Raw genomic sequence first — 20211 nt, forward strand, 5'->3', positions numbered from 1 at the left:
GATCACCGGCCCTCGGACTTACCGCCGACGGCGGGAGTGTCCTCGTACTGGACCTTCAGCCCGGCGATCTCAGCCTTGATCGCCTCATCGGTCTTCAGCTGGTCGTTGCCCACCTTCTCGAACAGCTCTGCCAGCTTGCCGCACCGCTTGCTCACATCCTGGAGATAGCGCTTCCAGGAACCGTAAACCTCCAACTGAGCCGCAGCGGTAAGGCACTCGGAATCCTTACCGAGTCTTGTCTGACCGTCTGCCATCCTCGCCAGCGCCTTGGTGATGGGCTCCCGCAGTCCACCCACACTCGTCCCGGCTTTGGTCCACACCGTCTTGTCGGACCGCATCCCGTCGGAACCGCCACCACTGTCCCACGGCCCTCCGCCCCCACCGCTCCCTCCCTGGTCGGCCGGCAGTTGGTTGAGCTGCATCTGCGTAGTGTGCCGCTCAACCGCAACGGCTTTGAGCTGCTCCCACTCCTCCCACGCCATGCGCGGTGCCTCCCCGTGTCTTGTCGTGCGTGGACGGGCGAATGCGAGCCTGAGACCACAACACCGCACTGACCGAGACGTACCGTAATGCCCCTGCATCACGTGCCCCATCGGTATCGGCCACCATGGCGTCTGAGTATCTGTACTCAGACGGGCCTCGGTCCTCGATCGGACGGGGTGGCACTGTCCGATGTGTCCGGAGGCGCAGGGGGGCGGGATGGAACCTGTTTTCGGCTTCGGGCACGTCTTCGGGAACAACAGTTCGCGCCAGGGCGACTGGGCAGCGCGACGCAGCATGCGTGGCACCAGCTCAGCGTCACGAACGCACCGGCACCCGTCGTCAGCGGGTGTCCGCCTCGACCTCCGGGCGAGGGAGTTCGTCGAGGTCGAGGGTGAAGGTTCGGCCGTCGGCCAGAGGGATGGGGAGCTTGCCCGTGCCGTACTTGTGGGTGTGCGCCGCGATGTAACCGGTGCCGGTCGGCTCGGTGTGGAGGACGACTTCCTGGGCGTAGGGGTCCACGACCAGGTAGGCAGGGATGCCGTAGCGGCCGTACTTCGCGGTGCAGTCGTCGTAGTCCTTGCGTGCGGAGGAGGTCGAGACGACCTCGGAGATCAGCAGGACGTCGTCGAAGCTGTAGCGCTTGCCCTCCCGGCGGGCGTCCTCGCGAAGGATCGCCAGATCAGGGGCGGAGTTCTCGTCGGCGGGGAAGTCGATGTAGACGTCGGAGGCGGTCTTCGCGTGGCGTCCGAGCGACACGATCGTGTCGTACTGCATCGACTTGATCGTGCTGGAGTGCTCGAAGCTCTGCGGAGTCATGATCACCTTTCCGTCAGCTCCGAACAGGACCGTGTATCCCTTGGGGAACTCGGTGTGCACGATCGCGTCGACGCTCATGGACGGCTCCTTCCCGTGTGCGGTCAGGATACGGCGGACAGTGCCCTGTCACCGAACCCGGCAGTGCGACTGTGAACCTGGTCGGACACGACGCCGCACGACAAACGAATAGGTGTGTGAGCGCGGCGTCGCCTGGGTGACGGCGGCGCCGGGCCTGGTGGCGGCGGTGCGCTCGGCGAAGCAGTACCTGACGTACGTCGCCTCCGGCCCGTTCCAGTACGCCGTCGCCGAGGCCCTGGCCCTGCCCGACGCCTACTTCGACGCCTTCCGCGCGGACATGCTGGCCAAGCGGGACCTGCTGGCGGCCGGCCTCACGGAGGCGGGCTTCGCGGTCTACCGCCCGGCGGGCACGTACTTCGTCACCGCCGACATCCGCCCCCTCGGCGAGACGGACGGCATCGCCTTCTGCCGGACCCTCCCGGAACGGGCGGGCGTCGTCGCCATCCCCAACGCCGTCTTCTACGACCACCGCGAGGCCGGCGCACCCTACGTCCGGTTCGCGTTCTGCAAGAAGAAGGAGGTGCTCGCCGAGGCGGCCGACCGCCTTCGACGCCTCGCGTCCTGAACCGGTCGAGACCAGGGTGACCACCCGTTACGGCCAGGTGCCCTCCACGCGGTCGCTCCTCATCGCATACGCAGCCGGCCCGCCCTTCTCGACAGCCCGGTGGATCGCGTCACGGTGTGCCACGAGACGTTCGATCATCTCGGCGGCGCGAAGCTGCTGGTTGTCGAGGTCGGAGACCACTTCCTGGATGGGAACCTGGCCGTCGCGGGCTCTGCGGAGATCCCCCCAGCCGTGCTCGATGAAGATGTCCACGCCGTCCGTGGCGATCCGCTTCGAGACGAGGCCGTAGGGGGTGTCGAAGGCGTCCCGTACGGCGGCGGCCGCCTCCCTGATCTCGCTCATGCGGAGCCCCAGGGAACGCAGGGAACGAAGGACGTGCGCTTCGGCCACTGCGATGAACGGCACCGAAGGCTGCCCCTTCCGCACCTGCTCGACCTGATGGACCAGTGGTGCTCCAGCGGCCCTGCCCTTCAGCCACGTGGCGAGCGTCGGCTGTGGAATCTCAAGGTAGGAGGCGGTCTCCGCGGGGGTCAGAAGTCCGTCCCTGAACCTGTCGACCATGCCCCACCTCCTCCTGGCGCCGGATTTCGCATCGTGCCACAACAAATCTGCCACCTTCGGGTGGACCACACACCCGGTCATCGGCTCAGCCCGCCGCGCGGAGTTCGTCCCCGGTGCGGCAGTCCCGGCAGCGGGCGTGTTCCGCCGTGCGCATTCCCCGGTCGCAGCCGTCGCAGTTCACCATGGGGGCGACCACCGGACGTACGGAGGGCTCGGCGCTTCTGGCCGGTAGCGGCAGGGGCGTCTCCTTGAGCCGGTAGGCGAGGATGCCGGCCGGGCGGGCCAGCAAGGAGGCCGGGAGCCCGGCGGTGAGGTGGTCCGTGATGTGCGTGGGCAGCAGGCCTGCCGCGAGCCACCCGGTGACGGCCGGGGCGAGGCGGGCGGTCTCCCGCTCGGACAGGACGAGGCGGGGGTCGACCTGGCGCAGAAAGGCGAGGAGGGCGACGGCTCGGGGGTCGGCCTCGGCGAGCGGGACCGGCGTCTCGGGCTCGGCTGGTGCAGGCGCCTGCACCGTTTCCCGCACGGTCGCGGACGCGGGCGTGAACGCCGCAGCGACGGGCTGTTTCCGAGGGCGCGGCGGCTCCGGAGGCCCGTCCGGACCGGGGTCGCCGCCGGGGACGTCGTAGGAGTACGTCCGGGTGCGGACCTGTCCGGAGGGTGTTCGCTCGCGGCGGCGCTCCAGGTATCCGGCGGCTTCCAGTTCCCTGAGCGCCCGCGAGATGAGGATCTCCCCCTCGCTGAAGTGCTCGCACAGGGCGGCGATGCTCACGGGGGAGCCGTCGGGCAGGGAGGCGATGTACGCCGCGACGCCGACCGTGACCGCGCTGCCGCGCCGCTGGGCGAGGGCGTTGGAGATCACCGTGAAGTCGGCCGTGAGGCGGGTGCGGACGTGGATCACGCCGGACGTCGGAGCTCCGGCGTCGGCGCGCAGGCGCGCGTTAGACTGCGGGTCAGCCATCGGGAAGGGGTTCACTTCCTGATCGGTCAGGCCCTCGTTCGGGATTGCCGTCCCGGCCGGGGGCCGTATCTGTTTGCGGTTGTTGCGGTGAACGTAACCGCCCGTGTCCCGCCCCTGCAAGCCGGTCACCCGGACGGGTGACGCGGGCTTCGCGGCCGGGGAGGGTAGGTGGGTGGGTGGTTCTTTCCCCCGGTTCTTTCAGGAGGTCAGCGGCCGACCGGACCCTCGCGGACAAGGGCCCGGTGAGCCCGGGACACGGACGGCGGCCGGGACCCGGCCGCCTCAGCGACGGTGCGGCCCGGCCTTCAACTCGCCTATGAAGGCGGCCCAGGCGGCGGTCTCGAAGCACAACGCGGGACCATGCGGGACCTTGCTGTCACGGACCGGGACGACGGCCCCTCGGAACCCGTCGGCCACCTCCACGCAGTCGCCCCCCTCCTGATTGCTGTAGCTGCTCCTGCGCCACGCGGCGCCGTTCAGATCGGGACGGGACCTTCGCTCCACGGTGGTTGTCCTCCCTCACGGATCGGATCATGTCGAGCGACATGAGCGGGGGCAGCGCTGCCGCCCGCAGCCGATCGTAGGTCAGCGCGAAACTCCTCACCTCGTCCGGATCCTCGACGAGTTGGCCGAAGTGCGCGCCTTCCGTGTAGGCGGTCTCCGAGCCGTCCGGCATGGTGAGCACCGTGAGCGAGCCGCCCATGACGTCGTGCTCACTCTGGTCGAACGGCAGTACCTGCAAGGTGATGTGAGATTCCGTCACGGTGCCGAGCAGACGTGTCAGTTGCTCGCGCATCACCGCCTGGCCGCCGACCGGACGCCGGAGCACCGCCTCGTCGAGGACCACCCACAGCTCAGGGCGGTCGGGGCTGCCGAGACGCTCCTGTCGTCCCATGCGAAGGGCGACTCGCTCCTCCAACTGCTCTTCGCTGCCGAGTGTTCGGCCGACTCTCAGCACCGCCCGCGCGTAGTCCTCCGTCTGCAACAGACCCGGCACCACGTGCGCCGCGTACTGCCTGATGGCCACCGCCCGCGCCGAGTACTCCATGAACTTCCGCGACCAGTCCGGGAACGCCTCCCGGTAGACGTACGGCCACAGGTCCACCAGCAGGTCGTCCGCGCCGAGGGCCGCGTCCAGCGCACGGGCCAGTTCCAGTGTCGGCTTGGCTCCGGAGGCCCGCTCGATCTGGGTGATCCGCGTGCTCACCACGTGGGTCCTGTCGCCCAGTTCGGCCTGGGTCAGCCCGGCCGCCGTGCGGAGCCGGCGGACCCGCGCGCCGAAGAGGGCCGCCATGGACGTACTGGGGTCGATTCCGTTGGCCAAGGCGTCACTTCCGTTCCTTACGGGAGGAAAAGTAAGGCTGTGTCACCTGTCGAGCGTAGGGCGACCTGCCGATCCTTGGGTACGGAACGTGACGAAGCGTGTACGTCGAGGGAGTTCTCCCTCTTCACAGCGGACAAGGACGGACAAGCCGTGCTGACAGCAACGACCACTCCGGAGCAGGAACTGCCCTCATTCGCGGCGCGGTTCGCCTCCACACCTCGCGGTGCGCGGCTCGCCCGGCGTCTCGCCGTCCGGCGCATGGAGGAGTGGGGCCACCCGCCGGTGTCGGACGCCTCGTGCGCGGTCGCGCTCGTCGTCGGCGAGCTGGCGGCGAACGCCGTGCGGCACGGCAGGGTCCCCGGACGCGACTTCGGGCTGCGGCTCGTCCTCGACGCGGCCGCGGGTCTGGTGCGCGTCGAGGTCGCGGACGCCGCCGCCGCGAAGCGGCCGCCCACGGCCCCGCCGTCGTCGTACCCGGAAGGCGAGTCAGGTCGAGGACTGCTCCTGGTGGACGTCCTGGCCGTGCGCTGGGGGACGGAACCCCGTCGGCCGGTGGGCAAGACGGTGTGGGCGGAGGTGCCCGTCGAGGCGGCGGCTCAGCTGTGACGGCGGGATTCCGCGACGCCGCCCGCCGTACGGGCCGACGCACCCGTCCACACCCTGTGGGAAACCCCGCCGCGCGGCCGCGTGGGGCGGGGGACGGCGAGAGCCCGGCCCTGGCTCGCGACCGTGGTGGGGTCGCGGCCCTGGCCGGGCTCTCGTTCGCCTGGGGCGTGCGGCGGTCGGTTACTCGTCGTCGCCGGACTTGTCGTCGTCGCCGGGCTTGTCCGCCTCGTCGACCGAGGACTCCAGGCCCAGCTGCTCCACGAGCCACTTGTCGAACTCGATGGAGGCGCGCACCCAGCTCACCGTCGAGGAGACGAAGAACTCGAGGTTGACGCCGGCGCCGATCAGCATCTGCGTCTCGCCGATGAGGCGGACCGTGCCGTCGTCGTGGGTGTGCGTGTACACCTTGGGCCACAGGGTGCGGCGGTTCCAGTCGTCGATGGCCTCCAGGATCTGGGGCTTCTCGTCGATCTGGTGCGGACGGTCGAAGAACGTGCGGACCGAGTAGACCGCCTGGTCGCCCTCGCCGCGGAACATGAAGTACGTGCGGAATTCCTCCCACGGCGCCGCGAGGTCTCCCTCGTCGTCGACGACGTACTTCAGCTCCATCTGGTCGAGGAGCTGCTTCACGAGGTCCTGATCCGGAACGACGGGGCCCGCCGGTCCCTGGGGCTGCGGCTCGGGCTGGCCCCCGAAGTTCGGAATCGAGGACGGGTCGATGGTCACCGTGATTTTCCCTTCGTGCGGATCTGGCCATCCTCCCCCATGCGGGGCGGGGGGTGGCAACCCCCGCCCCGAGGGTTCACCTCCGGTTGGCGGAATTCCGCTCAGGGCGTGTGTCCGGCCGGGCGCGGGCGCCGGTCAGAGGGCCTTTCCGGTCGGCGCGGGGCCCACGATCAGGCCGTCCCCGAAGGCGTCGACCCGGACCGTGTCGCCGTCCTTGACCTCGCCCGCGAGGATCTCCTTGGCGAGGCGGTCGCCGATGGCGGTCTGGACGAGGCGGCGCAGCGGCCGGGCGCCGTACGCGGGGTCGTTGCCCTCGTCGGCGAGCCAGGTGAGGGCCTCCTCGGTGACCTCCAGGGTGAGCCGGCGCTCGGCCAGCCGCTTGGCGAGCCGGTCGATCTGGAGCCGTGCGATCCGGGCCAGCTCCTCCTTGCTCAGCGCCGAGAAGACGACCAGGTCGTCGAGCCGGTTGAGGAACTCCGGCTTGAAGGACGCCCGGACCACCTCCAGGACCTGCTCCTTCTTCTCGGCCTCGGTGGAGAGCGGGTCGACCAGGTACTGGCTGCCCAGGTTGGACGTCAGCACCAGGATGGTGTTGCGGAAGTCGACCGTGCGGCCCTGCCCGTCGGTGAGGCGTCCGTCGTCGAGGACCTGGAGCAGGATGTCGAAGACCTCCGGGTGCGCCTTCTCCACCTCGTCCAGCAGCACCACGCTGTACGGCCGGCGCCGCACGGCCTCGGTGAGCTGGCCGCCCTCCTCGTAGCCGATGTAGCCGGGCGGGGCGCCGACGAGCCGGGCCACGCTGTGCTTCTCGCCGTACTCCGACATGTCGATGCGGATCATGGCCCGCTCGTCGTCGAAGAGGAAGTCGGCGAGGGCCTTGGCCAGCTCGGTCTTGCCGACGCCGGTCGGGCCGAGGAAGAGGAAGGAGCCGGTCGGGCGGTCGGGGTCGGCGATACCGGCCCGCGAGCGGCGTACGGCGTCGGACACCGCCCGGACGGCCTCGCCCTGGCCGATGAGCCGCTTGCCCAGCTCGTCCTCCATGCGCAGCAGCTTCTGCGTCTCGCCCTCCAGGAGGCGGCCGGCCGGGATGCCGGTCCAGGAGGCGACGACGTCGGCGATGTCGTCGGAGCCGACCTCCTCCTTGACCATGGTGTCCTTGGCGGCCTCCTCCTCGGCCTCGGACGCGGCCTCCAGGTCGCGCTCCAGCGTCGGGATCTCGCCGTACAGCAGCTTGCTGGCGGTGTCGAAGTCGCCGTCGCGCTGCGCCCGTTCGGCCTGGCCGCGCAGGTCGTCGAGCCGCTCCTTCAGCTCGCCGACCCGGTTGAGGGACTGCTTCTCCTTCTCCCAGCGGGCGGTGAGGCCGCGCAGCTCCTCCTCCTTGTCGGCGAGGTCGCGGCGCAGCTTCTCCAGGCGCTCCCGGGAGGCCGGGTCGGTCTCCTTGTCGAGGGCCAGTTCCTCCATCTTCAGCCGGTCGACGGCGCGCTGGAGTTCGTCGATCTCGACGGGGGACGAGTCGATCTCCATGCGCAGCCGGGAGGCCGCCTCGTCGACGAGGTCGATGGCCTTGTCGGGCAGGAAGCGGGAGGTGATGTACCGGTCGGACAGGGTGGCCGCGGCGACCAGCGCGCTGTCGGCGATCTGGACCTTGTGGTGGGCCTCGTAGCGCCCCTTGAGGCCGCGCAGGATGGCGATGGTGTCCTCGACGGACGGTTCGGCGACGAGCACCTGCTGGAAGCGCCGCTCCAGCGCCGCGTCCTTCTCGATCCGCTCGCGGTACTCGTCCAGGGTCGTCGCGCCGACCATGCGCAGCTCACCGCGGGCGAGCATCGGCTTCAGCATGTTGCCCGCGTCCATCGCGGAGTCGCCGCCCGCGCCGGCGCCCACGACGGTGTGCAGCTCGTCGATGAAGGTGATGATCTGCCCGTCGGAGTTTTTGATCTCGGCGAGGACGGTCTTCAGCCGCTCCTCGAACTCGCCGCGGTACTTGGCCCCGGCGACCATGGCCCCGAGGTCGAGCGAGACGAGCCGCTTGTTCCTGAGGGACTCGGGCACGTCCCCCTTCACGATCCGCTGGGCGAGCCCCTCGACGACGGCGGTCTTGCCGACGCCGGGCTCGCCGATGAGGACCGGGTTGTTCTTCGTGCGGCGGGACAGCACCTGGACGACCCGCCGGATCTCGGTGTCCCGGCCGATGACCGGGTCGAGCCGGCCCTCGCGGGCGGCGGCGGTGAAGTCGGTGCCGAACTTCTCCAGCGCCTTGTACTGCCCCTCGGGGTCGGCGTTGGTCACGCGGCGTCCGCCGCGGGCCTTGCGGAAGGCCTCCAGCAGCTTCTTCGCGGTGGCCCCCTGCCGGTCGAGCACATCGCCGGCCCGGCCGCCCTTCGCGGCGATCCCGATGAGCAGGTGCTCGGTGGAGAGGTACTCGTCGCCGAGTTCCCGCGCGCGCTCCTGGGCGTCCGCGATCACGGCGAGCAGTTCGCGGTTGGGCTGCGGGGGCGCGACGGTGGACCCGGCCACGCTGGGCAGCGAGCCGAGCACCTGCTCGGCGCCCGTGCGCACGGCGGCCTGGTCGGCGCCGGCGGCGGCGAGCAGATCGACGATGTTCTCGTTCTCCTGCCCCTGGAGCAGCGCGAGGAGCAGGTGTGCCGGGGTGAGGTCGGGGTGCCCTGCGGACAGGGCCCGATTGCCGGCGGTCTGGATGGCTTCTCGGCTCCGGTTGGTCAGCTCTGCGTCCACGGTCGCTGTCTCCTCCTTGCGTCAGCCGTCATCACTGACTCTGTCAGCGTACACAAACTTGAGTCTATTCCACTCAAGGTTGCGTCCGGGAGTCCCCCGGCAGCTAGGTTCAAGCCATGGCCGCATACCCCCAGGACCCGGGCGCTCCCGACGCGCCGTACCTCGACTTCTGGCGTGAAAGACACCTGTGCACCCTGACCACACCACGCCCGGACGGTTCTCCGCACGTCGTTCCGGTGGGAGTGACGTACGACCCGGAGGGCCGGCTCGCCCGGGTGATCGCGGACCGGGCGAGTACGAAGGTGCGGAACGTCCTGGCGGCCGGCACGGAGGGCGCCCGGGTCGCGGTGTGCCAGGTGGACGGCAGGCGCTGGGCCACGCTGGAGGGCCGGGCCGTCGTCCGCGCCGAGCCGGACCGGGTCGCGGAGGCGGAACGCCGTTACGCCGAGCGCTACGGCCGGACCCCGCGCCCCAACCCCACGCGCGTGGTGATCGAGATCGAGCTGACGCGGGCGATGGGCCGGGGTTGAGGGGGACGACGGGCGCGACGCGCCGGGGAGGACGGAGCCGACGGGCCGCCCGGCGGGTGACCTGATCCGCACCGGCGACTTCCGGCCACCTCGCCGGGTCCGACAACCGGAAACGTCCCCGCGAACGACAGCGGCGTCACCGTGTTCAGGTCACGGTGACGCCGCTGCGGGGGGAAGTACCTGCGCGATCTGTTACGACGGGGGAATCGCGTCAGGCACTGCGGGGGGTGGCTGAGATGGTCCTGGGCGCGGTCGGACTCGCCGACTCCGCCAGTTGGTGGTCCCGCTGGTCCAGGTTGACGAAGATCATTCCGTATCGGATGGCACACCGTACGGGCTGGGGGGCTCCCCGGGGCCGTCGCAGACACCGGTACGCACGCACGTCGTCGTCATCGTCCCGGGTCACGACGACCGGCTCCCCGAACACCGTCACCATCAACGAGTCACCACTGTGGGGGATGGCGGTGACCAGGTCGATGAAGTGCCAGCCGGAGCGGTAGGCCGTGGCCATCTCGCGTCGGAAGGAGCGGTCGTCAGGAGGGGTCGTCATCTGCCCGTCAGCCCCAACTGCTGTCGTCCGCGCCGTTCGGCGCCACGATGCCCCAGCTGCTGTCGCCGGCGACAGCGGTGCTCGGCTGCTTCGAACCCCAGCTACTGTCCGCCAGGGCGCCGTTCTCCGCACCCGCGAGGCCACTCAGCACTCCGAAGGCCACAGCGGCAGAGAAGGCGGCGACAAGAACCGAGCGAAGCTTTCTCTTGCCCATAGTCGGCTTCGTCCTCACTTGATGGTCACCTCTTCCCCCGTCGAGTAAGACGATGGCTCATTCGGGCACGTCATGGCCACACGATCGGTGCATCATGTTCCTGCATGTTCAGGACCCTGGGGGGTGGAAATTTGGTAACCATCGGGACTAAAGGGACACATCCCCATGCGGTGACCGAATTGTGTGAGGCCGGCGCCCGGCTCTACGCGCAGGCCCTGCGCGCCGGACGCATCGCCCGCGTGGACGCGGAACCCGCTCCGTGCCTGATGGAGTTCGCCCTCCTGCACCCGGACCCCGACGACGCCGACTGGCTGCGTCCCGTGCCGCCGGCGGTCGCCCTGGCCCAGCGCCTGAACCCCATCGAACGCGAGATCAGCGAACACCGGCGGATGTCGATCCGGATCGCCGACGCCTTCGAACCCTTCATGGCACTGAGCGCCCAGTCCACCGCGTCCACGCACTCCATCACGGTCCTGGAGGGCTTCGACCGGATCAACGCCGCCCTCGACCTCGCCACCGCACAGTGCCGGTCCGAGATGCTCACCGTCCAGCCCGGCCAACGGCGGCTGGAACACACCCTCGAACAGGCCCTCGACCGCGACAAGCCGCTGACCGACCGCGGGGTGCGCATCCGGACCCTGTACCAGCACACGGCCCGGCACAGCCCCGAGACGCTGGCCTACGTGGCCCAGTTCACCGACGGCAAGGTGGAGTACCGCACCATCGACGAACTCGTCGAACGCCTCATCATCTGCGACGAGACCGTGGCCTTCATCCCCACCCGCGACGACCGGCAGGTCGCGCTCGAACTGCGCCACCCCGGCCTCGTCCGCTACCTGATCAAGGTCTTCGAGTTCATGTGGAGCCGCGCCGTACCCCTGAGCGCGGGCGCCCCCTACGAACCGGCGCCGGACGGCATCACCGACATCCAGCACTCCATCGCCAAGCTCCTGGTCGAGGGCCACGTCGACGAGGCGATCGCCCGCCGGCTCGGCATGAACGTCCGCACCTGCCGCGCGCACATCGCCAAGCTCGCCTCGACGCTGGGCAGCGGCAGCCGCGCCCAACTCGGCTACCTCCTCGCGCAGTCCGGGATCCTCAAGCAGGAGGACACCGCGCCGTGAACCCGGTGAACCCGCCGCCGCACCCGGAGCACGGCGTGGAGGAGCTGTGCGCCGCGGGCCTGGAGCTGTACGCACGGGCCCTGCGGGACGGACACGTCACCGGGAAGGACGCCGAGGAGGAGGCCCCCTGCCTGCTCGGCTTCGGCCTGCTGCACCCGGACCCCTGCGAACCACGGGTGCTGAGACCGGTCGCCCCGGCCACCGCGCTGCACCGGTTCCTGCGCACCTCGGCGGCACGCGTCGCCGACGAACGACGGCGCGAGACCCTGCTGCTGGAGGAGTTCGAGCCGCTGATGCGGATCGACGGGCGGTGCGCCGCGGACGCGGAGGCGTCGGCCCTGCGCATCCTGAGCGGTACGGAGCAGATCAACCAGGCCATCACCGACGCCATGGGCGAGGCGTCCCTGGAGGTCCTCTGCATCCAGCCCAACCACCACCACACGGGCGCCCGCGGCGAGGCGGCCCAGGCCGTCGCCATGCGCCGCGACCAGGCGCTCCTCGACCGCGGCGGCCGTATCCGCGCCCTCTACCAGCACACGCAGCGGCACCGGCCCCTCGTGCTGTCCCGCTACGAACAGCTGCGGGGCGACGCGCAGGCCCGCACCCTGGACGAGATAACCGACCGCCTCCTCCTGGTCGACCGGACGGTGGCGTTCATCCCCGCCAACGCCGACCGCAGCCTCGCGCTCGAGATCCGCCACCCCGCGCTGATCTCCTTCCTGGTCACGGTCTTCGACCGGCTCTGGCGCCTGGCCACCCCCATGTATCCCGAGACGGTCACCCAGCCCACCCGCGACGGCGTCACCCCGCGCCAGCGCGCCATCGCCGCCCTCCTCGTCGAGGGCCACACCGACGCCGTCATCGCCGACCGCCTCGGCATGAACGTCCGTACGGCCCGGGTGCACATCGCCAAACTCGCCGCCACCCTCGGCAGCGAGAGCCGCGCCCAGCTCGGCTACCTCATCGGGCGCTCGGGGATCCTCGACCCGGAGGGCTGAGCGGGATCCGCGGTGCGCGGCACGTCGAGGCCGACCTGGGCGATGCGCACGCCCAGCTGGGTACGGCTGGCCGCCCCGAGCGTCTCCGAGAGGCGGGCGATGTGCGCGCGGCAGGTGCGCACGCTGATGCCGAGGCGTTCGGCGATCACCGCGTCCTGGTGCCCCTCCGCCAGCAGCGCGGCGATGGACTGCTCGCGGTGCGAGACGCCCTCGACGCGGGTGTCGGGCAGCGCGGCGGACAGCGGGACCGCCAGCCGCCACAACCGGTCGAAGACCGTGCCCAGGTAGGCGACCAGGGCCGGGTGGCGCAGCTCCAGCGCCATCGTGCGGTCGGCGTTGGCGGGGATGAACGCGACCGTGCGGTCGAACAGGATCAGCCGGTCGATGACCTCGTCGAGGGTGCGGGCCTCGACCGCGTCGCCCATCAGCTCCAGGTAGTTGAGCAGGCCCTGGCCGTGCCGGGCGACGTGGTTGTAGAGGTCGCGCATCCGCACGCCCCGCCCGCGCAGGGCGAGCGCCCGGTGCAGCCCCTCCGACAGTTCGTGCTCGCGCCGGATGCCGCCGGGCTGCACCGTCAGCACCTCGGTGGTGCACGCCTCCGTCGCCTCGTCGAGGGCCGCCTGGATGCGGGAGGCCCCGTCCAGGACGCGGATCGCCGCGCCCTCCCCGGCCGGGCCGCCCGGCGCGGGCCCGCCGAGCCCGGCGTACCACTCGAAGGCGGCGACCGCCGAACCCATCCGCAGCCGGCTGGCGCTCACCTCGTCGTAGAGTCCGCGCAGCAACCGGGTCATGACCTCCTGCGGAGAGGTCGGAACCAGCCATTCCATGTCGTCGGGGTCGGGGTGCAACAGGGCGAGGTCCAGCAGGCAGGGCACCGGCTCGGCGTCCCGGCGCGACACCCGGCCCCGCCGTACGGCCCGGGAGTACACGCGGTCCCCGGCCTCGCACAGTCGGTCAGCACCGTGAGGATGCTCCTCCGCCCCGTGCCCGGCCATCGCCCATCCCACCCCCGCCGTCCGCGTGTCGCGCGTCGTCCGCGTTTTCCGCAGCGCAACTATGCGCGGCCCCGGACCGGCTCCGCAACACGACTCCTCCCCACGATCCTTTTGAATTCCGCCCATTTACGCGGGTTCCTCCCGGCCTCCGCCCCTCACACTGCAACAAGCTGATGCTCCCCGCGGACGCCCGGCGGGAATCCGTCCGGGTCCTCGCACGCCCGTGCGCCCCGCAACCCACCGGGTGATCACCGCGTCGCGTCCCGCCCCCGGGAGCAGGCGCCGGCGTGGCCGGGCGGCCGCCGTACCGCTGCCGCCCGGGCGAAGGGGCAACGGGGCAACGGCGTCACCGGGACGCCCCGATGGCCCTCGCGGCCACCGACCGGGGTGTGACGGGCGCCGCCGCGGGCGGGGGGGGGCACCGCCCCGCCCGGACGCCCGTGTCCTCGCGCCCGTGTCCTCGCGCCGGGGCCGGGGCCTCGACACCCTTGAGGGGGGCGTACGGCGAGGGGGCAGCCCGGCGGGTCCGGGCGGCTGGGGGCGCGCCCGGTCGGCGCCCAGGGGCCCGGGTGGCGCTCCTGCCGCGGTGCGCCGACAGTGCCTCGGGGGACGGACCGGACGGTGCGGGCTTGTGCGCGGGCAGCGCCCTGCACGCAGCGCCGGGACCGGCCGGGCGACGCTGGACTCCTGGGCGACCGGCCGACGGCCCGACCGCCCGACGGCCCGGTACGGGCCGAGCGCGGGCAGGCGCCCGCTCCGGTGGCCTCAGGAGTCCGTACCGGCTGTGGGAGCGGCGAGCCGTCGGACGGGGCCGGCGCGACCTCAGGTCGCCTGTACCGGTGCGGGGCGGGGGCGGGGACCCGCGGGGGCGTGGACCGGCTCCGCCCGCGCGACCGTGAACGTGACCGAGCGGCTCCACGTGGCGGCTCCCGCCGGCCGCCCGCCGAGCGCGGCGCCGTGCGGCGTACGCCGACGCCTGCGGTGCTTCGGGGGCCCGCTCGGTACCTCGCGCCACGGACGGCGAGGGCCGGCCCGGCGGACGGTGGGCCCGGCCCGGCCCCGCCGTCCCTACCGGCTCACACCGCTCAGTTCAGCCTGAGGGCCTGGCAGGCGGCCGCGTACTTGGCGGTGCAGATGTCGGACGGCTTGTAGATGCCGTCCGCGATGACGGTCTCCTTGATGTTCTTCTTCGTCAGCGCCACCACGGTGACCAGCTGGGCCGGGATCTCCTTGTCGGTGGGGCTGTCGATCTTGTCGCGGGTCAGGGCGTCGAACTCGATGTCACGGCCCTGGACCTTGGCGACGGCCATCTCCGCGGCCGCCTCCGCCATCTGCGGGTAGGGCTTGTACACGCTCATGTACTGCTCACCGCTGATGATCCGCTGCACCGCGGGCAGCTCCGCGTCCTGACCGGTGATCGGCGGCAGTTCCTCGACGCCCGCGGCGCGCAGGGCCTTGATGATGCCGCCGGCCATGGCGTCGTTGGCGGAGTAGACGGCCGCGATGTTGCCCTTGCCGATCTTCCCGATCGCCTCGGCCATGTTGGACTCGGCGATCTCCGGGCTCCAGTCCTTGGTGTCGAAGGACTCGGAGATCGTCACCCGGCCGCTCAGCTCCGACATCGCGCCGGTCTTGAACTGCTTGGCGTTCGGGTCGGTCGGCGAGCCGTTCATCATGACGATCTTGTCGGCGGTGCTGGGCGTGTCGATCGCCTCGACCAGGGTGCGGCCCTGCACCTGGCCGACCAGCTCGTTGTCGAAGGAGACGTACGCGTCGATCGGGCCCTCGGACAGCCGGTCGTAGGCGATGACCGGGATGCCGGCGTCCTTGGCCTTCTTCACGGTGTCCGCGATGGCGTGCGAGTCGACGGCGTCGAGCAGGATGATGTCGACCTTCTCGTCGATCATCCGCTCCATCTGGGCCACCTGCGTCTCGCTCTTCGCGGCCGCGTTGGCGTACTCCGTCTTGCCCTTGTTGCCGGTGAGCGAGGCGACCTTCGCCTTGATGATGGGGTAGTCGAACTCCTCGTAACGGGTGTTCGTCTTCTCCGGCATCAGCACGCCGACGGTGATGTCGTTGCTCTTCGTCGGCGTCGCTTCGCCGCTGTCCTCCGTCGCGCTCAGCATCCCGCATCCCGCGAGCGAGAGGGACATCGTGGAGGCAGCCACGGCTATGGCGATACGACGCATTCGAGGGCTCACTTCAGGTGCGTTCCGGACATGGGTGCGACATGTTGACCCAGGTGGCTCAAAAGCCAACGCGGCGGCGCCCGTCGGCGTCAAGCCGTACTACTTAACGAAGTGACAACATCACACTCCGCTTAGCACGTGAAGACGCATGGAGACAGGACGGAAACCCTCCAAAACCCCTTTACGGACCCTTCACTCGACACGAGTTCACACATCAGCGAACGACCGCACAGCCCTCTCCGCCCCTCACGGAACGTCATCACGGCGAACCGCCCGGCCGTCCCGCCCGAACAGAGGACCGCACGAAGTCGGCCAGCCCTGGCCGGCATCGGCTCCGGGCCCGCGCGTCCGACGGCGCAGCACCCCACGCGCACGACACTCCGGCCCCGTGCGGAACGGCGGCCGACGCCCGCCGGGACAGCGCGCGAAGGGGCCCGGAGGACGCGAAGGGGCCCGGAGGAATCGACCTCCGGGCCCCTCGGGCGTGCTGTCACCCCGTCAGTCCGCGGACTTCTGCCGCTTCGGCCGCCACACGACCAGGGCGCTGGTCTGCTGGACCTCCTGGTACGGCACCAGGTCGCGCCGGTAGGAGGCGTGCACGGCGGCCTCGCGCTGCCGCATGGTCGCCGCCGCGCCGTCGAGGGCGTCCTCCAGCTCCGCGATCCGGGACTGGAGGGCCACCACCTGGTTCTCCAGCTCGATGATCCGCTTGATGCCCGCCAGGTTGATGCCCTCGTCCTGCGACAACTGCTGGACCGTGCGCAGCAGTTCGATGTCGCGGGCCGAGTAGCGGCGGCCCCGGCCGGCGGTGCGGTCCGGGGACACCAGTCCCAGGCGGTCGTACTGGCGCAGGGTCTGCGGGTGCAGGCCGGAGAGCTGAGCCGCCACCGAAATGACGTAGACCGGGGTCTCCTGGGTCAGTTCATACGGATTGCGCCGACGGCCGTCCATCACTCTCAAGCTCCCTTCGCTGCCTCGAACAGCTCCTCCCGCGGATCCTCACCCGCGGTCGCCTCGCGATACGCCTCCAGTGCGTCCCGAGCCTTCCCCGAGAGGTCCTTCGGAACACTTACCTCCACGGTGACCAGCAGATCGCCGCGGGTGCCGTCCTTGCGGACCGCGCCCTTGCCGCGCGCCCGCATGGTGCGCCCGTTGGGCGTGCCGGGCGGCAGCTTCAGCGTGAGCGACGGGCCGCCCAGCGTGGGCACCCTGATCTCCCCGCCGAGGGCGGCCTCCGCGAACGTCACCGGCACGGTCACCGTGAGGTTGTCGTCCTTGCGGCCGAAGACCGGGTGCGCGCCGACGTGGACGAGCACGTACAGGTCGCCGGCCGGGCCGCCGCGCTCACCGGGCGCTCCCTTGCCGCGCAGCCGGATGCGCTGCCCGTCGGTGACGCCCGCCGGGATGCGGACCTGCATGGTGCGGGAGGACTTGGCGCGGCCGCTGCCCTTGCACTCCGTGCAGGGGTGCTCGGCGATCAGGCCGCGGCCCTTGCAGTCCGGGCAGGGGTCGGTCAGCGAGAACCCGCCGCCCGAGCCCCGCGCCACCTGGCCGGTGCCGACACAGGTCGGGCACACGCGCGGGGTGCCGTTCTTGTCGCCGGTGCCGGAGCAGGCCTTGCAGGGGGACTGCGAGGACATGCGCAGCGGGACCGTCGCGCCCTCGATGGCTTCCGTGAAGGTCAGGGTGACCTCGGTGTCGATGTCCTGGCCGCGCCGGGGCTGGGTACGGGTGCCCGTACCCGCGCCGCCGCGGTTGAACAGGCCCCCGAAGACGTCGCCGAGTCCGCCGCCGAAACCGCCGGCCGCGCCGCCACCGCCGCCCTGGGCGCCCCCGAAGAGGTCGCCCAGGTCGAAGTTGAAGGAGCCGCCGCCCGCGCCCGGCCCCGGGCGGAAGCCGCCGTTGCCGAAGAGGGCGCGTGCCTCGTCGTACTCCTTGCGCTTCTTGGGGTCGCCGAGGATGTCGTTCGCCTCGGAGATCTCCTTGAAGCGCTCCTCGGCCTTGGCGTTGCCCTTGTTGGCGTCCGGGTGGAACTCGCGGGCGAGCTTCCGGTACGCCTTCTTGATCTCGGCCTCGGTGGCGTCCTTGGGGACGCCGAGAACCTTGTAGTAGTCCTTCTCGATGAAGTCCTTGGTGCTCATCCCCGACGTCCCTCCTTCCTCATCCGCTCGTCAAGCTCAGCCCTCGTCCGGGCCACCGCTCTCCTTGTCGTCGCCGGCCTCCGCCTCGTCGCCCTTGACGGCCTGCGCGCCCGGCTGGGGCTCGGCGACCGCCACCCGCGCGGGACGGATGGTGCGTTCGCCGATCCGGTACCCGGGCTGGAGAATCGCCACGCACGTCGTCTCGGTGACGTCCGGGGCGTAACTGTGCATCAGGGCCTCGTGGATCGTCGGGTCGAAGGGCTCGCCCTCCTTGCCGAACTGCTGGAGGCCCATCTTCGCCGCCACGGTCTCCAGCGACTCGGCGACGGACTTGAACCCGCCGACGAGTTCGCCGTGTTCCCGCGCGCGGCCGATGTCGTCGAGCACGGGCAGGAGTTCGGTCAGGAGGTTCGCGACGGCGATCTCCTTGACCGCGATCCGGTCCCGCTCGACCCGGCGGCGGTAGTTCTGGAACTCGGCCTGGAGGCGCTGGAGGTCCGCCGTGCGCTCGTCGAGCGCCTTGCGGGCCTGGTCCAGCTGGGCCACCAGTGCCACTGTCTGGTTCGCGTCCCCGGCCGGGGCCGACTCCTCCGCCGCGGCGGAGGAGTCGGCCTGCGGCTCGGCGTCTTCAGGGGTGGCGCCGGAGGGGACGTCGGGCTTCTCCTCGAAGCCCGGAGTCTCCTCCGTCACGCGGCACCGTCCTTGCGCTCGTCGTCCACGATCTCGGCGTCCACCACGTCGTCGTCGGCGGCCTTGGCGCCGGCGCCGGCGCCCGGAGCCTCGCCACCGGCGGCCTGGGCGTCGGCGTACATGGCCTGGCCCAGCTTCTGGGAGACGGCCGCGACCTTCTCGGTGGCGGTGCGGATCTCGGCGGTGTCCTCGCCCTTGAGGGCTTCCTTCAGCTCGCCGATCGCGCCCTCGACCTCGGTCTTGATCTCGCCCGGGACCTTGTCCTCGTTGTCCTTGAGGAACTTCTCCGTCTGGTAGACGAGCTGCTCGCCCTGGTTGCGGGCCTCGGCGGCCTCGCGGCGGCGGTGGTCCTCGTCCGCGTACTGCTCGGCCTCCTGGCGCATGCGGTCGACCTCGTCCTTCGGCAGCGAGGAGCCGCCGGTGACGGTCATCTTCTGCTCCTTGCCGGTGCCGAGGTCCTTCGCCGTCACGTGCATGATGCCGTTGGCGTCGATGTCGAAGGAGACCTCGATCTGCGGGACGCCACGCGGGGCCGGCGGCAGACCGGTCAGCTCGAACATCCCGAGCTTCTTGTTGTACGCCGCGATCTCGCGCTCGCCCTGGTAGACCTGGATCTGCACGGAGGGCTGGTTGTCCTCGGCGGTGGTGAAGATCTCGGACCGCTTGGTCGGGATCGTCGTGTTCCGCTCGATGAGCTTGGTCATGATGCCGCCCTTGGTCTCGATGCCGAGGGACAGCGGGGTGACGTCGAGGAGCAGGACGTCCTTGACCTCGCCCTTGAGGACACCGGCCTGGAGCGAGGCGCCGATGGCGACGACCTCGTCCGGGTTCACACCCTTGTTGGCGTCCTTGCCGCCGGTCAGTTCCTTGACCAGCTCGGCGACGGCGGGCATACGCGTGGAGCCACCGACGAGAACGACGTGGTCGATCTCGGAGAGGGCGATGCCGGCGTCCTTGATGACGTTGTGGAACGGCGTCTTGCAGCGCTCCAGCAGGTCGGCGGTCAGCTGCTGGAACTGGGCGCGCGTGAGCTTCTCGTCCAGGTGCAGCGGGCCCTCGGCGGACGCCGTGATGTACGGCAGGTTGATCGAGGTCTCGGTGGACGAGGACAGCTCGATCTTGGCCTTCTCGGCGGCCTCGCGGAGGCGCTGGAGGGCCATCTTGTCCTTGGCGAGGTCCACGCCGTGACCGGACTTGAACTGCTGCACCAGGTAGTCGACGACACGCTGGTCCCAGTCGTCACCACCGAGGTGGTTGTCGCCGTTGGTGGCCTTCACCTCGACGACGCCGTCACCGATCTCCAGGAGGGACACGTCGAAGGTGCCGCCACCGAGGTCGAAGACGAGGATCGTCTGGTCGTCCTTGTCGAGGCCGTACGCGAGCGCGGCCGCGGTGGGCTCGTTGACGATGCGGAGGACGTTGAGACCGGCGATCTCACCGGCTTCCTTCGTCGCCTGGCGCTCGGAGTCGTTGAAGTACGCCGGGACGGTGATGACCGCGTCGGTCACCTTCTCGCCCAGGTACGCCTCGGCGTCCCGCTTCAGCTTCTGCAGGATGAACGCGCTCATCTGCTGCGGGTTGAACTGCTTCCCGTCGAGCTCGATCTTCCAGTCGGTGCCCATGTGGCGCTTCACCGAGCGGATGGTCCGGTCCACGTTCGTGACCGCCTGGCGCTTGGCCACCTCGCCGACCAGCACCTCGCCGTTCTTGGCGAAGGCGACGACGGACGGCGTGGTCCTGGCACCCTCGGCGTTGGTGATGACGGTGGGCTCGCCGCCCTCCAGAACGCTGACAACGGAGTTGGTTGTGCCCAGGTCGATGCCGACCGCACGTGCCATGGTGATCTTCCTCCAGCTGACTTGAGTGGAACAGGCTCAAGTGTGCACGACGCTCACCGCTGGGTCAACAGACATGAGTCAGCCGGACT

At 70.7% G+C, this 20211-nt stretch carries 19 protein-coding genes and 2 pseudogenes; 5 read left to right on the forward strand and 16 right to left on the reverse strand.

Translation table 11 applies throughout. The features are described from left to right. Positions 1–2 precede the first annotated feature (2 nt). Entirely contained in the window at positions 3–482 is a 480-nt protein-coding gene (locus tag AB0N31_RS16510) for a hypothetical protein (RefSeq protein WP_366059062.1), read from the reverse strand. A gap of 340 nt (positions 483–822) precedes the next feature. Beyond that, the gene (locus AB0N31_RS16515) at positions 823–1377 is read right to left on the reverse strand and encodes a Uma2 family endonuclease (protein WP_366059063.1); all 555 of its coding nucleotides are present in this window, start codon (positions 1375–1377) and stop codon (positions 823–825) included. Between the two features lie 133 nt (positions 1378–1510). Here AB0N31_RS16515 and AB0N31_RS16520 point away from each other — a divergent pair. Next, positions 1511–1942 (forward strand): annotated as a pseudogene (locus AB0N31_RS16520) (aminotransferase class I/II-fold pyridoxal phosphate-dependent enzyme); the annotation flags it as partial. Between the two features lie 27 nt (positions 1943–1969). On the opposite strand, the gene AB0N31_RS16525 reads toward AB0N31_RS16520, so the two are convergent. The 4 genes from AB0N31_RS16525 to AB0N31_RS16540 all read right to left on the reverse strand — a co-directional run bounded on the left by AB0N31_RS16525 (position 1970) and on the right by AB0N31_RS16540 (position 4755). After that, entirely contained in the window at positions 1970–2503 is a 534-nt protein-coding gene (locus tag AB0N31_RS16525; protein ID WP_366059064.1) for a hypothetical protein, read from the reverse strand. Between the two features lie 85 nt (positions 2504–2588). Then, complete coding sequence (locus AB0N31_RS16530; protein WP_366059066.1) at positions 2589–3461, reverse strand: hypothetical protein; 873 nt, start codon at positions 3459–3461, stop codon at positions 2589–2591. Positions 3462–3743: 282 nt separating this feature from the next. Then, the gene (locus AB0N31_RS16535) at positions 3744–3884 is read right to left on the reverse strand and encodes a DUF397 domain-containing protein (protein ID WP_366059067.1); all 141 of its coding nucleotides are present in this window, start codon (positions 3882–3884) and stop codon (positions 3744–3746) included. After that, entirely contained in the window at positions 3838–4755 is a 918-nt protein-coding gene (locus AB0N31_RS16540) for a helix-turn-helix transcriptional regulator (protein ID WP_366059142.1), read from the reverse strand. Before AB0N31_RS16540 ends, AB0N31_RS16535 begins: the two co-directional genes overlap by 47 nt. A gap of 180 nt (positions 4756–4935) precedes the next feature. On the opposite strand from AB0N31_RS16540, the gene AB0N31_RS16545 reads away from it, so the two are divergent. Next, positions 4936–5391, forward strand: coding sequence for an ATP-binding protein (locus tag AB0N31_RS16545; protein ID WP_366059068.1), 456 nt, complete (start codon positions 4936–4938; stop codon positions 5389–5391). Between the two features lie 180 nt (positions 5392–5571). On the opposite strand, the gene AB0N31_RS16550 is transcribed toward AB0N31_RS16545, so the two are convergent. Continuing rightward, positions 5572–6117, reverse strand: coding sequence for a YbjN domain-containing protein (locus tag AB0N31_RS16550; RefSeq protein ID WP_366059069.1), 546 nt, complete (start codon positions 6115–6117; stop codon positions 5572–5574). Positions 6118–6252: 135 nt separating this feature from the next. After that, entirely contained in the window at positions 6253–8853 is a 2601-nt protein-coding gene (gene clpB / locus AB0N31_RS16555) for an ATP-dependent chaperone ClpB (RefSeq protein ID WP_366059070.1), read from the reverse strand. A gap of 116 nt (positions 8854–8969) precedes the next feature. On the opposite strand from clpB, the gene AB0N31_RS16560 reads away from it, so the two are divergent. Further along, positions 8970–9383 carry a TIGR03618 family F420-dependent PPOX class oxidoreductase gene (locus tag AB0N31_RS16560; RefSeq protein WP_366059071.1) on the forward strand — a complete coding sequence of 138 codons (414 nt, stop codon included), beginning with the start codon at positions 8970–8972 and terminating at the stop codon, positions 9381–9383. Between the two features lie 211 nt (positions 9384–9594). Here AB0N31_RS16560 and AB0N31_RS16565 read toward each other — a convergent pair whose 3' ends face one another. Continuing rightward, positions 9595–9933, reverse strand: coding sequence for a hypothetical protein (locus AB0N31_RS16565; protein ID WP_366059072.1), 339 nt, complete (start codon positions 9931–9933; stop codon positions 9595–9597). A gap of 7 nt (positions 9934–9940) precedes the next feature. Then, positions 9941–10096 carry a hypothetical protein gene (locus AB0N31_RS16570; protein ID WP_366059073.1) on the reverse strand — a complete coding sequence of 52 codons (156 nt, stop codon included), beginning with the start codon at positions 10094–10096 and terminating at the stop codon, positions 9941–9943. 155 nt (positions 10097–10251) lie between these two features. On the opposite strand from AB0N31_RS16570, the gene AB0N31_RS16575 reads away from it, so the two are divergent. Then, positions 10252–11271, forward strand: a complete 1020-nt coding sequence (locus AB0N31_RS16575; protein WP_366059074.1) for a helix-turn-helix transcriptional regulator — start codon at positions 10252–10254, stop codon at positions 11269–11271. 5 nt (positions 11272–11276) lie between these two features. Continuing rightward, positions 11277–12269, forward strand: coding sequence for a helix-turn-helix transcriptional regulator (locus tag AB0N31_RS16580; protein WP_366059143.1), 993 nt, complete (start codon positions 11277–11279; stop codon positions 12267–12269). On the opposite strand, the pseudogene AB0N31_RS16585 reads toward AB0N31_RS16580, so the two are convergent. From AB0N31_RS16585 to dnaK, 6 genes and pseudogenes are all read right to left on the reverse strand, one after another. Continuing rightward, positions 12232–13264: pseudogene (locus tag AB0N31_RS16585) on the reverse strand (LuxR C-terminal-related transcriptional regulator). The gene AB0N31_RS16580 and the pseudogene AB0N31_RS16585 overlap by 38 nt on opposite strands. A gap of 1085 nt (positions 13265–14349) precedes the next feature. Continuing rightward, a complete protein-coding gene (locus tag AB0N31_RS16590) occupies positions 14350–15453 on the reverse strand; it encodes a substrate-binding domain-containing protein (protein ID WP_366059075.1) in 1104 nt (367 codons plus the stop codon). 498 nt (positions 15454–15951) lie between these two features. Then, positions 15952–16404, reverse strand: a complete 453-nt coding sequence (locus AB0N31_RS16595; RefSeq protein ID WP_366059076.1) for a helix-turn-helix domain-containing protein — start codon at positions 16402–16404, stop codon at positions 15952–15954. Between the two features lie 5 nt (positions 16405–16409). Next, positions 16410–17594: a molecular chaperone DnaJ gene (gene dnaJ / locus AB0N31_RS16600; protein ID WP_366059077.1), complete on the reverse strand. Its 1185-nt coding sequence runs from the start codon at positions 17592–17594 to the stop codon at positions 16410–16412. 36 nt (positions 17595–17630) lie between these two features. Continuing rightward, complete coding sequence (grpE, locus tag AB0N31_RS16605) at positions 17631–18284, reverse strand: nucleotide exchange factor GrpE (protein ID WP_366059078.1); 654 nt, start codon at positions 18282–18284, stop codon at positions 17631–17633. After that, positions 18281–20122 carry a molecular chaperone DnaK gene (gene dnaK / locus AB0N31_RS16610; RefSeq protein WP_366059079.1) on the reverse strand — a complete coding sequence of 614 codons (1842 nt, stop codon included), beginning with the start codon at positions 20120–20122 and terminating at the stop codon, positions 18281–18283. The genes grpE and dnaK overlap by 4 nt, the downstream gene beginning before the upstream one ends. Between the last annotated feature and the right edge of the window lie 89 nt (positions 20123–20211).

This window comes from Streptomyces sp. NPDC051051 (assembly GCF_040682975.1).
GTDB lineage: Bacteria > Actinomycetota > Actinomycetes > Streptomycetales > Streptomycetaceae > Streptomyces.